This is a genomic window from Pedobacter sp. PACM 27299, assembly GCF_001412655.1.
Taxonomy (GTDB): domain Bacteria; phylum Bacteroidota; class Bacteroidia; order Sphingobacteriales; family Sphingobacteriaceae; genus Pedobacter.
Window position 1 is genome coordinate 4932758 of the sequence record NZ_CP012996.1, and the last position, 12531, is coordinate 4945288.

The 12531-nt window shown below is 39.1% G+C and carries 10 protein-coding genes; 5 read left to right on the top strand and 5 right to left on the bottom strand.

Annotation, left to right across the window (positions count from 1 at the left end):
• Positions 1-4: 4 nt before the first annotated feature.
• Together AQ505_RS20770 and AQ505_RS20775 are read right to left on the bottom strand one after the other, a co-directional pair.
• Positions 5-3175 carry a SusC/RagA family TonB-linked outer membrane protein gene (locus AQ505_RS20770; RefSeq protein WP_082461660.1) on the bottom strand — a complete coding sequence of 1057 codons (3171 nt, stop codon included), beginning with the start codon at positions 3173-3175 and terminating at the stop codon, positions 5-7.
• Positions 3176-3535: 360 nt separating this feature from the next.
• Positions 3536-4036 carry an FKBP-type peptidyl-prolyl cis-trans isomerase gene (locus AQ505_RS20775; RefSeq protein ID WP_062549947.1) on the bottom strand — a complete coding sequence of 167 codons (501 nt, stop codon included), beginning with the start codon at positions 4034-4036 and terminating at the stop codon, positions 3536-3538.
• Between the two features lie 754 nt (positions 4037-4790).
• On the opposite strand from AQ505_RS20775, the gene AQ505_RS20785 reads away from it, so the two are divergent.
• From AQ505_RS20785 to AQ505_RS20795, 3 genes are all read left to right on the top strand, one after another.
• On the top strand, positions 4791-4973 hold the full coding sequence (locus tag AQ505_RS20785; protein WP_062549949.1) for a hypothetical protein: 183 nt from the start codon (positions 4791-4793) through the stop codon (positions 4971-4973).
• 380 nt (positions 4974-5353) lie between these two features.
• Entirely contained in the window at positions 5354-6448 is a 1095-nt protein-coding gene (locus tag AQ505_RS20790) for a mandelate racemase/muconate lactonizing enzyme family protein (protein ID WP_062549950.1), read from the top strand.
• A 164-nt stretch (positions 6449-6612) separates the two neighbouring features.
• Positions 6613-7086 carry a MarR family winged helix-turn-helix transcriptional regulator gene (locus AQ505_RS20795; RefSeq protein WP_062549951.1) on the top strand — a complete coding sequence of 158 codons (474 nt, stop codon included), beginning with the start codon at positions 6613-6615 and terminating at the stop codon, positions 7084-7086.
• Here AQ505_RS20795 and AQ505_RS20800 read toward each other — a convergent pair whose 3' ends face one another.
• From AQ505_RS20800 to AQ505_RS20810, 3 genes are all read right to left on the bottom strand, one after another.
• Positions 7087-8031, bottom strand: a complete 945-nt coding sequence (locus AQ505_RS20800; RefSeq protein ID WP_062549952.1) for a glycoside hydrolase family 25 protein — start codon at positions 8029-8031, stop codon at positions 7087-7089.
• Between the two features lie 77 nt (positions 8032-8108).
• Entirely contained in the window at positions 8109-9479 is a 1371-nt protein-coding gene (locus AQ505_RS20805; RefSeq protein ID WP_062549953.1) for a dipeptidase, read from the bottom strand.
• Positions 9480-9699: 220 nt separating this feature from the next.
• Complete coding sequence (locus AQ505_RS20810; RefSeq protein ID WP_062549954.1) at positions 9700-10245, bottom strand: hypothetical protein; 546 nt, start codon at positions 10243-10245, stop codon at positions 9700-9702.
• A gap of 114 nt (positions 10246-10359) precedes the next feature.
• Between AQ505_RS20810 and AQ505_RS20815 the strand changes: the two genes are divergently transcribed.
• Positions 10360-10887 (top strand): PH domain-containing protein, encoded by a 528-nt coding sequence (locus AQ505_RS20815; RefSeq protein WP_062549955.1) that lies wholly within the window; start codon positions 10360-10362, stop codon positions 10885-10887.
• Positions 10877-12472, top strand: a complete 1596-nt coding sequence (locus AQ505_RS20820; RefSeq protein WP_062549956.1) for a PH domain-containing protein — start codon at positions 10877-10879, stop codon at positions 12470-12472. Before AQ505_RS20815 ends, AQ505_RS20820 begins: the two co-directional genes overlap by 11 nt.
• Positions 12473-12531: the final 59 nt, after the last annotated feature.

Below are 12531 nucleotides of genomic sequence, written 5' to 3' on the forward strand. Positions count from 1 at the left end.
ATGTTTAAAATTTAACACTTAAATTCAATCCGTAGCTTCTCGTGCGTGGCACACCGAACTGCTCAATACCCTGTGCATTTCCTGCACTAAACACAGATTCAGGATCTACATTTGGTGTTTTCTTGTAAAGGATAAAAAGATTACGACCTACCAATGAGAGGGTAGCAGAACTCAATTTGGATAACATTTTCACTTTACTTACTGGCAGCTGATAGCTCAGGACCACCTGACGCAGTTTAATAAAGCTGGCATCATAAACAAATAATGAAGAGATGTTCCTGAAACCATCGCCATAATATTTCTCCAGTAAGGAAGGATCGATTACCATATTTACAGGATTTCCGGCAACATCCACCCCGTTAATTGGCACACCTGTATCGCGGCCATCAAGGGTCATTTTTGTTAACCCCATACGGGTTCCGTATAAGTCAGTACCAGAGTATAAACTTCCTCCGAATTTGCCGTCAATCAAGACGTTCAAACTAAACTTCTTGTACCTGAAATCATTAGAAAAACCTACTGCCCAAGGATGCACTCCTTGTCCTAATTGCTCAAGAGGCCCTGGAACTGGAGTAGCTACCCCACCAGAAACATTATATACCGTTTTTCCATTTGCATCTTTCGTTTCTCTTCTACCCATGATTACACTGTAAGGGCTACCCACCTGACTATAGATGTAAGCGTAACCATTTACTGCAGAAGCCATCACAATAGAGTTCAGGTTTTCAGCCAACTGTAAAACCTCATTTTTGTTATAAGCAGTATTTACACTGGTATTCCAGGAGAAATTTGCCTGATCAATTAGCTTTCCGCTGATCAATAACTCGACCCCTTTATTGCTGATTTCACCCACATTTAATAAAGCTGTTCTATAACCCGATCCTGTAGAAACTGTAGTTTCTACAATATCTTTAGTGGTACTTCTATTATACCAGGCAAAGTCAATTCCTAAACGATTCTGAAATAAAGAGGCTTCAAAACCCGCTTCAAAAGTAGTAGAGGTTAAAGGACTTAAATTAGGATTGGGAATTCGAGTACTGGTAACCTGCTGTAATTGTTGTCCGAGGTGCCCGTTTTGAATCATCGAATAAGAAGGATTCAACGCATAAGGATCCGGAGTTGCTCCTCCTACCTGTGCCCATGAAGAGCGCAATTTCGCATATTGAATCCAGGAAGGCATTTTCAAGATCGACGAAAGGATGATACTCGTTCCAATCGAAGGATAGAAAATCGTGTTATTCTTAGGGGCCAAGGTAGAAAACCAATCCTGACGTCCAGTTAAAGTCAGGAAAACCAAGTTCTTATAGTCCAGATCTGCAGAGCCAAATAATGAAGAAGTTTTCGTTTTTCCATAAGGATAAGTGGTGGTTACTGTTCCCAGATTAGAGATCGAATAGAAATTAGGGGTGATAAAATCTTTCCCCTGAATGAGCACTTCATCCCTTGCAGAAGAGCGATTATTGACACCAAACAAAGCGTTTAAGGAGAAGTCTTTCAGCAAATTCTGCTTATTATAATTGATCGTTACTTCACTATTGATCGTAGTTAAATTAGACCTTTCTTCTTTTGCACCTCCTAAGGGCGTATATAGAGAGCCTGTTGGCACAATGCCCAGGTACTTAAAGTCATTATAATCCTGTCCGATCCTTGCATTGAAGAACAATTCCGGTAAAAGGTTCAACTTCAGGTTAACCATGGATAAAAAGCGGTTTCTGGTATCGTTCTTCTGGAACTTGTTGACCACAAAATAAGGATTACTTGCAATTGGAACTGGATTCCATGCGATTTCATTGCCATTAGCATCGTATCCAGGAGCCAGATTACGAATATCAACGGTATTCCCAATCATATAAGTTCCCCAGTTGGGATTACCATAAGCATCATTTACCACCGTTCTGTTTTTCGCGTTCTCCAGGTTATATTGCATCACCGCATCAATCCTCAGCCATTTAGAAAGCACCAGCTCTCCTGCAAAATTGAAAGTTTTTCTATTGAAATTAGTATTGGGAACGATACTTCTATTGTTCATATCCGACAATGAAAAACGACCGTTGGCGGATTCACTTCCACCAGAAAGTGCCAATGTATTGGTTGTAGTGGTTCCGGTTTGGTAAAAGTTTTGAATGTTACCTTTCTGTGGGCTATAAGGCCTTTTTACACCATCAAACTGGATCACATCAGAACCGTCAATTTTGGCACCCCAGGAAGAACGTCCCGCAGCAATTGCATCTGCCTGTGTCACTGGTTTTGTTCCGTTTTTACCTGAACCATATTCATATTGCCAGTCCGGAATAACAACCGGTGATTCCATCGTAAAACCAGAATTGAAATCAATTCCTAAACCTTTCTGTGCACCACCTCTTTTAGTTTTGATCAGAATTACCCCATTGGAGGCCAGAGAACCGTATAAAGCAGCAGCAGTACCACCTTTTAAAATAGTAATACTTTGGATATCGTCTGGATTAATCCCTGCAATTCCATCTCCACGATCTATGTTTAGGCCATTGGCGATCCCGTCCGATGTATAACCTTCCGTTAAGGGCAATCCCAACAAAGTATTGTCGATTGGCATATCGTTGACTACATACAAAGGCTGGTTATTCCCGTTTAAAGAACCATTTCCCCTAATGATCACCCTACTCGATCCGCTTGGCCCCGTAGCAGTACTGGTTGCATTTACTCCTGCAACTTTACCCACAAGCGCATTGGCCAAATTCGTTTCTCTTGCTTGTGTAAACTCCGTACCCTTTACTTCCGTTAAAGCGTAAGGAAGGGCTTTACGGTCTTTCTTAATTCCCATTGCAGTAACGACCACCTGATTCAAGGTATTTTCTTCCGCAGGAGAAAGTTCTACCTCCAGCTGTTTTTCAAACTGAACAGTTACTTCTTTTCTTTTATATCCGATGTAAGTAAAGACCAATACCTGTGGTCCTTCTGGGATGTTCAGCACAAAATTTCCTTTTTCATCTGTTTTCGTTCCTTTAGTTGGATCTGATTTTAAAAACACAGATACACCAGGAATAGAAAGCTGATCATCCGAAGCGGTTACGCGACCTTTAATTTCTCGCACATTCACCCCTACATGAGCGTAGGGAGGTAACGTAGCAAATACTGCTGTTGAAAGTACCGGTATCGGCCCGAGCAACAGAAATAACAATGGTAGTTTTCGAATCATGGTTTTTAGGTTTGGTTGGTTGGTTGGTTGGTTGGTTGGTTGGTTGGTTGGTTGGTTGGTTAAGTCAAATATAGAATTTTTTTAGATAATTTGCATATTATTTGCAATTATTTTTTGCAACTAAAATAATAAGATAAACAGGTTGCTCCAAAAAACTGGTCAATAAAAGGAAATAAAAACCACAAGAAAAATACATTCAAATAAATTAAATGCATATAAAACCAGAACAGGTTGGTCTGGAAATTAGTAAAAGAACAGTAAGTAAAGGAGATTAAAAACTGTCTAATTGCAAAAAATATGCAACAAAAAAAAATAGGGTATCCTGATCAGGATACCCTATTTTATATCATTTAAGATCTACTAGTGACCTTGGTGACCGTCTGCACCGTGTGCATGGCCATGACTTAATTCTTCTTCAGTTGCTTCACGCACAGAAAGGATTTTACCAGCAAAAATTAGGTTTTTACCAGCCATTGGGTGATTCAAATCTACAGAAACAGTAGTTTCGTGGATTGCAGTTACACCAGCTCTGAAATGGTTACCTTGGTTATCTTGCAAAGGAATTACATCACCTACAGCAGGTAATCCAGCTTCTTTGAACATATCAATAGGTAAATCAGCGAAAGCTCCCGGATCTAAATCACCGTAACCATCAGCTGCAGAAAGCTCAAAGCTATACTCATCACCAACATTTAATCCAGCCAAATGCTCTTCAAACTTAGGCAACATCATTCCTGTACCATATAAAAACACTAGTGCATTTTGCTCATCTGCTTTTTCTACGAAAACTTGTTGTCCTTCTTCATTAGTCGTATGCAATTCGTACGTTAATGATACTACTGTATTGGGTTTAATACTCATTATGATGTTATTTTAGTTATCAATTTTAATGTTTCATCACCGGTTTTAGGCAAAATGACCTACCGGTTTTATGCCATTTGGCATAATAAGTTGGCAAATATAACCAGATTTTTAATAAACCGGCTTTGTTTAATCGTGAGGGAATAGAATCTGTTTTAAAACCAACAATTAAACCGCCTTTATTGTTCGATACAAGCGCTTTAAAAAATTTCATTCACATTCAAAATACAGCATCAGAAAAAGAACAGGAACCCGCTGATAGAATCAGCTATCATTGTTCTTATTGGTCAAATAACAATGATACTTCTACACCAATCATTAGTTACTTTGCTGGTATTGTTTTTGTATCTTAACTTCTACACACACAAAGAAAACCAAATAAAAATATTAACGTTAGGCATCATCCTGTCTATTATTCCTACCTTAGTTCACAGCCAAACTACCCATTATAAATATATAAGTAGATTCTTTTGGTGATACCATTCTTGTTGATGAGAAAGACAATACCATCGGTAAGCAGAAAAAAGATGTTTTTGGCAATACCCTAACAGAAGATGCGAACGGCAAAGTTATAGGTAAGCAAAAGAAAGACATTTTTGTAAACATTGTAGTGGAAGATGGTAAGGGTAAACGAATTGGAATTTACAAAACGGATATTTTTGGTCATAAAGTTTTTGTCTCAGATAAATAACAGAAAAAGCCATAGATGCCCTTATCTTTAACCACTATTAAGAGCCGATAAATACCCTAAATCATGATCAGATTAAATAACGAAACCCCAGCAGAAGTATTACAAGAAGTAAAAAAAGGAGATTTGGTAACGGATACGTTTAGTAAAACAGGCCTTGTAGAAGAAATTGAAACGTCTGATGATGGCTTATATAGGATTTACACCTTCCACCTGGTCACTGGCAGAACTATTACCATCAAAAAGTAATTCCTGTGTGCTTAAAAAAATCATGCTGTATGTAAAGGTTATTCCTGATCATGTAAAGGCCCATGACTTAAATAAAGGTTATTCTTGCGAGCCTGCTAGCTTTTCTTCTTAATTTTCAAAGAATTTAATGCTGGTATTATTCACATGTAAGGTGGCCATAAATCCTTGGTAATAGTCATGCGCATGAACCTTAGCACTGTGTTTCTGATAAAATCATCATCCGTACTTAACAAAATGAGGGCGGTTTGCAGTTGGCATAATGCAAGAAATCAAGGGAGAATTCATCATTATCGTTGTTTTTCTAAAAATAAAAAGAAAGGCATAGCCGGATAGGGACAAATGACACAAAATCGGTAATTTTAAGAAAAACAAGGACCGCCATGAAGATCAGCCATACAGAAATATATCGCTTTAGTATCCCTATGATTCCATTTGTGATTGCCACTGGGACTATGGATTTCGCTCAGAATGTGTTGATCAGAATCCATACCGATACTGGAATTTATGGCCTGGGCGAATGCTCTGCCTTTCCAATGATTGTAGGTGAAACCCAGGAAACTTGTCTGGCCATGGCAAAAGTCTTTGCTAAAATACTGATTGGGAAAGACCCCCTGGATATCCCTGAGAGAATGAACGACTTAATGGGTTATGCCCACAATGGAACCATCAAAAGTGCGTTTGACATGGCCTTATTTGACATTTCAGCAAAACACGCTGAACAACCACTCTATCAATTTCTTGGCGGACAAAACAGAATCGTAGAAACAGACATGACCATTGGTATTGATACCCCTGAGACCATGGCCAATACCGCTTTAAAATATCAAGAACAGGGATGCAACATATTAAAAATAAAACTGGGTAAAAACATTAAAGACGACATCGAGCGTGTGAAACAGATCCGTCAGGCCGTAGGAGAAAACATAAAAATTCGCCTGGATGCCAATCAGGGATGGAGTTTTGATGATGCGCTATTCGGATTGGGGAAACTTGCTGAACACAACATAGAGTTTTGCGAACAGCCCATGAGAACATGGTATGACGACCAACTACCAGAATTAAACCTCAATTCTCCGGTTAAAATCATGGCTGATGAAAGCTGTTACAACCATCATGATGCACGTAGACTCATCAACAGTAAATCTTGCGAATACCTAAACATCAAATTCTCCAAATCCGGAGGTATTCTGGAAGCCCAAAAGATCCATGAAATCGCATTGCAAACCGGCACAAAATGTATGATTGGCAGTATGCTGGAAAGTCGAATCGCAACCAGTGCCAACCTTCATTTTGCTTTATCCAGCCCAAATGTGGTGTTCTTTGACCTGGATACCTGCCTACTTGGACATCTCCTGGACCCCGCAATAGGCGGTGTTACTTACAATGGCTATTTGCTGGAAGTTCCTGAGACTCCCGGCATTGGAGCAGATGCGGATCCTGAATTCTTGAAAACATGCGAGCTTTTTATAGTCTGATATCTATTCAGTCAAATCAAACTCCCCTGCTTAACCCAACAAATCCATCCGGTTTTCAACGCATCTTTTTAGAGAAAAAAATTGTAAATCCCGTATAAACAACCTTGACATTTTTAATCCATTTTGTTAGTTTAGTCAACTAAGTTTACAAAACCACCACATTAATGATAGACTACCATAAACAAGCTGTGCTTTTTAAACAGCTATATGTCCTCAAGAAGTTAACAGACGATTGGGGAGATAAAAATATATGCCACCTACATCAGCCGCATTTCAACATGGCTTTCCTACCTTTTTTCATGGCCGTAGGATTGAGTGGAAAATCCAGCAGTGCCATTGCTGCGGACTTAAAAGTAAGCAGACAGGCAACAGGAAAAATCATGAAAGAACTAGAGCAGAGCGGCTTGATTAAAGCAGAAAAAAGCACAATTGATGCTCGCGCGAACCTTTTGCAATTGACCGAAGAAGGTCGGAAATTCTACCTTCAAGTGGCGCAGCAGGCCAGTTTACTCAGTAGTAAATACGAAAAACTAATCGGAAAGAAACAACTGGAAATGATGACAGAAACAATGGAAAAAATGATTCATTTTCATGAGAAACTAAACCAATGCCACCTCCTCGGTGGCACATGCGGTTAGCTAGTAACTGAGGATTTTAGGAATCCTCAGTCGCTCAAAAGCAGTACTATCACCATTAAACGCATTAAAATCCACTACATGATTGATCCCTGTAATCCGTGCTTTATCTGAATGCTGCCAGAAAAACCAATTGGTATCTCCGCTGACTTTCAGTTTTGCCTGATGATAATGGGCAATCCATAATGGATATTCATCGAAATGTCCTTTCAAATAATCTCTATAAAAAGTAAGGCCGGAATAAATAATCGGCTTTACCTTCGTTTTCTTCTCTACATAGCTGATAAAATCCTGGAGTTCCTTACGCATACTCGCTGGATCTACCCCATTCAATTGCTCAATATCCACTACTGGCGGTAAATCTCCCTCCTCAAATTTCACCGTCTGCAGGAAAAACTTAGCTTGCCATTCGCCAGATTTTTGTGGCCTAAAAAAATGATAAGCACCGCAAATAACCCCAGCCTTTGCCGCTTCTCTCCAATTGCGCTGAAAATAAGGATCTACACTTAAAATACCTTCGGTAGCTTTTATAAACGCGAATTTAACCTGCACCTCATCCTCTTTCATCGCCTTCACTTTACGCCAATCGATCTTTCCCTGGTAATAAGAAACATCAATACCGTGAATCGAATATTTCTTTGGAATACGGATATCAAAACTGCTGTACGTACGGTAATTCGGGTCTTGTCCCCAATCTTTCACCCAGCGCCAGGTAGAGCTGAACCCCTTAATGATATACCCGTAGTAAAATGGCGACAATAAGATCAGCATTAAGCCCACAATGGCAAACTTCCATTCCATGGCCATAGGCTTCTTCTTTTTCACCACTTTCCGCCTCACTGGAGTCTTTGCTGCGGACTTTACTGCCGGCTTTTTTCTAGGGGCAGCTGGCTTTTTAGCAGCAGGTTCTTTTTTAAGTAAAGGAGAATTTGGAGGTATCAAAGGCATGGGGTAAAAATACAAAAGGGCAGCCGATTTGGCCACCCTTTTTTGAATAACTATTTATTCATTTTAGAAAAAAGCGCTTATTTGCTCAACTCTGCGAAATATTTATGGAATAAAGGTAAAGTCTCAATTCCTTTATAATAATTATAGATGTCAAACTTCTCATTTGGAGAGTGTAAAGCATCACTATCTAATCCGAATCCAAACAATACAGATTTAATACCTAATGAACTTTCGAACAAGGCTACAATTGGAATACTTCCGCCACCTCTTGTAGGGATTGGTTTTTTACCAAATGAATCTAAAATTGCTTGTTCTGCAGCACGGTAAGCGATACTATCTGTTGGCGTCACTACTGGTTCACCACCATGATGCGCCGTAACTTTTACTTTTACATAATCAGGAGCAATGCTTTCAAAATGCTTAGCGAAAATTTCAGAGATCTCTTCAGAAGTCTGATTTGGAACCAAACGCATAGAGATTTTAGCATTTGCTTTAGAAGGCAATACCGTTTTCGCACCTTCCCCAATATAACCACTCCAGATACCATTTACTTCTAAAGTTGGTCTTGTCCCGGTACGCTCCAAGGTAGAATAACCTTTTTCGCCCCATTCCGCACCGATTTCCAGGTCTTTTTTATATTCCTCCAAATCGAATGGTGCTGAGTTTAAAGCTGCTTTTTCAGCGTCAGTCAATTCGATTACTTTATCATAAAACGCAGGTATCGTAATGTGGTTATTTTCGTCATGCAAAGAAGCAATCAGTTTACACAGGATTGTTGCCGGGTTTGCCACTGCACCACCATATACACCTGAGTGTAAATCTCGGTTTGGACCTACCACTTCTACTTCCATATAAGCCAAACCACGAAGTCCGGTCTCAATAGAAGGGTTTTCCATGCTGATCATAGAAGTATCAGAAATCAAGACCACGTCAGCTTTTAGACGCTCCGTATTTGCTTTCACAAATACACCAAGATTTGCAGAACCTACTTCTTCCTCTCCCTCGATCATGAACTTCACGTTACAAGCCAAAGTATTGGTTTTCATCATCAATTCAAAAGCCTTAACATGCATATAAAACTGACCTTTATCATCACAGGCACCACGTGCATAGATTTTACCATCGCGTACTGTTGGTTCAAAAGGAGGCGTTTTCCATAACTCCAAAGGATCTGCAGGCTGCACATCATAGTGACCGTAAATTAAAACGGTAGGTAATGCTGCATCAATGATTTTCTCCCCGTAAACAATAGGATAACCGGCAGTCTCACAGATTTCAACATTATCCGCACCAGCATCTTTCAACTTCTGAGCTACAAAATCAGCTGTCTTCAATACATCCCCTTTATATTTAGGGTCTGCACTTACCGAAGGAAAACGTAACAGTTCAAACAACTCCTCTAAAAAACGTTGTTTGTTGTCTTCTACATATTTTTTAATCTCTTGCATAACAAATGGTTATTTCAAAATTTAGTTTAAACACCTATCAAGTCGTTTGTGAGCTGGTAATGAAGAGCTGAGCAGCCAATTGAAGCGCATCTTCCCAACAATTCCCTCCTTTAAAACGCCAATAATTTGAGTCGATAAAACTAGAAAAATTTATTCTGAAAAGCGCATAAAAAAACCCTTATTAAAATCATTAATAAGGGTTACTGAAGGATGATATCTCCTACAAACTCTTTTGCAAGCCAATAAGATCAGCTACTAATTGATCTCTAAGCGCAATAAAATCATAATTTAAGAAATCACAAGAATATTTTCTAAAGGCCATTTTATAGCCAATTGTAAATTCTCCCATTTCATAAGTACTGTCTTTAATTGCGGTCTCCAGTTCGCCGTCGTTTTCAGCGACTTTAAGACCTTCGATCAGTTCATTAAAGATGTATTTCTTATCTTCTCTGTGCGCATCAGTACTATATATAAAAGTGAATAAAGCTTCAGAGTAAACTCTAATGGAATCCATCATCGTAATGTGTTCCGAAATCGCTTTTTTCAGTCCTTTATTAATTTTATCCTTTATCTCTTTTTCCGTTCCGGCAACCTCTTCCGCATCTTCCTGGATCAACGCTGATTTGTATTCTTTCAGTGAATCAATACCTAAAAACGTCATTTTAACACCACCATCCACACTATCAATAAAAGCAGGTGCTACTATCTTTCCTTCAAAATCAGCCAAATGAACACCTATAACATCTACTTCAATTTCTAACTTCATAAAATATTTTTTATAAAAATATGAAAATAAACACAAATCCTTCTGAAGCCGGGCATAAGAATAATTTATTAACTTCGTTTCGAACGCTATTTTACCTGTGAATTTACCTACAAAATGCAAGATTTTACGAACGAAAACTTAGACCTCAGCCTGCTTCCAAAGTATGAAACTGTGTCCCTTAATGAGGTAGACAAAAAATACTGGAAGGTAATTTTATTAAATATAGTAGTGTTTATGGTCTTTTTAGCCCTGGCGGCGGCATTCCTGTTTTTCCTGCTGAAAGCCTTAAAGCCTCAACCTTATCTTTTTATTGGCGGATATGTATTGATTGGAATTTTATTAGTTGTCTTTTATGCAATTAGTGTCAAAAAAAGAGGTTATGCTATACGGGAAAAAGACGTGATTTATAAAAGCGGCATCATTTCTATCAGCACTTCCGTTATTCCCTTTACGAGAATCCAGCACATCACCCTCAACGAAGGTGTGTTCTCCAGAATGTTTCAATTGGCCACTTTACATATTTATACTGCCGGTGGAATTTCCGGAAATATTGCGATTCCGGGGTTACCAATTGAATTGGCTAAATCCATTAAAGAAGAACTGACCAGACAGCTCAACAACCAGGAGGCCAATGGAAACTAATTTTTCCGCCCCAAAAAGGCAATCTCCGATTGGTGTGGTCATCATCTTTGCCAACCAGCTCCAGCAAAGCATCCGGGTATTGATATTCCCGATCATCTTACTGCTTGTCCGCACAAAAAGCAGTGGTACGGGATACCTCATCGCAGGATTTCTTGCTTACCTGATCGTTCTCGCCATCCATTCCTATTTCAGCTATCTTAAATTCACGTTCTTTCTCGATGAAGAAAAACAGGAATTCATCATCCAAAAGGGCATATTTAACCGGGAAAACCTGATCATCAGGCTGGATAAAATCCAACAGGTAAACATCAACCAATCCTTGATTCAAAGAATAGTTGGTGTTTACAGCCTCGATATTGATACCGCGGGAAGTGATCAAAAAGAAGCCAGTATCAAGGCTATTGATCATGAGGCAGCGACCATCCTCAGAGAGAAATTATTGAGCAGAACATTTGCCACCGCAACAAACGAATTGACAGCTGCAAATCATACTGAATACTCAGCTACTCCAGGAGCTACTACTCAAAAATCAACTAATACCGATAAACAGCAGCACAGCAACAACCAAGGTCACTATGGCGGTTACAGCAATATCCCAATCTTAAAATTAAGCAGCAATACCCTATTTAAAGTAGGATTGACTTCTAATTACGGCGCAAGCATCGCTCTGTTAGGTGGTTTTATCTATGCGATCCTGGAGGCCACAAAAAACTATACCGAAGCATTTCAGCTGGAAGAAAACCCCATTAGCCAACTGGCTACACAAGGCCTCGGTCTGATTTCCTTATGCATTCTGCTGATTTTTGCATTGATCATCGTTTTAGGAACCAATCTGATCCGAACCTTTCTGAAGTATTACAACTTTGAAATCAGAAAAGAAAAAACTTTCCTTTCTATTCATTCTGGGCTCTTTGAAAAGAAACACATCTTGCTGAAACCTGAAAGGGTGCAAATTAGCAGCTACAGCCAGAACTTTTTCCAGAAAAAAATGAACCTGATCAATTTAAAATTTAAACAGGCAGCATTCAATACGGCCGAAGAAGAAGATAAAGACAATAAGAAACATGATATAGAAATCCCGGGATGTGATGAAAAGGAAAGAAATGAAATCTTAAAAATGATTTACCACTGTCTGCCTGTGAAAGGCAGTTCTTTTGTACCCAACTACCGCTTCCTCCTACTGACCGTCATGCTACGCATTGTGCTTCCAGCTATTATTTTTGTAGGATTAGCACAGCTGAGACTGGCTTTACAACCTTACCTATGGATAATTCTTCCCTATGCTATTTTCGCTGGGATCCTGCTCTATTTTGAATATGCCCACCATAGGTTATTTGTATCGGAAGATTTCATCCTCAAAAAAAGTGGCATCTGGGACATTGAATATCAAACGATGGAGCCTCATAAAATTCAAAAAATTACTACTAAACAATATTTTTGGCATAAGAAAGCAGATATCGGTCATTTGATCCTGCATACTGCTGCCGGTACCTTGCATTTTAAATACGGAAAGTACGCCGATATTCATCAGATCGTAAACTATTGGTTATATAAAGTAGAGTCAGGCAAAAAAGATTGGATGTAACTCCAATAAGAGACATAGTTTTCTTATTTTTGTCTGAATGTAGCCGGACGTACTTTTAG

Excerpts from the sequence above, each read along its gene's own strand:
- AQ505_RS20800 (WP_062549952.1), bottom strand. The coding sequence starts at position 8,031 with ATGCCTTTGATACCTCCAAATTCTCCTTTACTTAAAAAAGAACCTGCT.
- AQ505_RS20790 (WP_062549950.1), top strand. The coding sequence starts at position 5,354 with ATGAAGATCAGCCATACAGAAATATATCGCTTTAGTATCCCTATGATT.
- AQ505_RS20810 (WP_062549954.1), bottom strand. The coding sequence starts at position 10,245 with ATGAAGTTAGAAATTGAAGTAGATGTTATAGGTGTTCATTTGGCTGAT.
- AQ505_RS20770 (WP_082461660.1), bottom strand. The coding sequence starts at position 3,175 with ATGATTCGAAAACTACCATTGTTATTTCTGTTGCTCGGGCCGATACCG.
- AQ505_RS20805 (WP_062549953.1), bottom strand. The coding sequence starts at position 9,479 with ATGCAAGAGATTAAAAAATATGTAGAAGACAACAAACAACGTTTTTTA.
- AQ505_RS20795 (WP_062549951.1), top strand. The coding sequence starts at position 6,613 with ATGATAGACTACCATAAACAAGCTGTGCTTTTTAAACAGCTATATGTC.
- AQ505_RS20820 (WP_062549956.1), top strand. The coding sequence starts at position 10,877 with ATGGAAACTAATTTTTCCGCCCCAAAAAGGCAATCTCCGATTGGTGTG.
- AQ505_RS20785 (WP_062549949.1), top strand. The coding sequence starts at position 4,791 with ATGATCAGATTAAATAACGAAACCCCAGCAGAAGTATTACAAGAAGTA.
- AQ505_RS20815 (WP_062549955.1), top strand. The coding sequence starts at position 10,360 with ATGCAAGATTTTACGAACGAAAACTTAGACCTCAGCCTGCTTCCAAAG.
- AQ505_RS20775 (WP_062549947.1), bottom strand. The coding sequence starts at position 4,036 with ATGAGTATTAAACCCAATACAGTAGTATCATTAACGTACGAATTGCAT.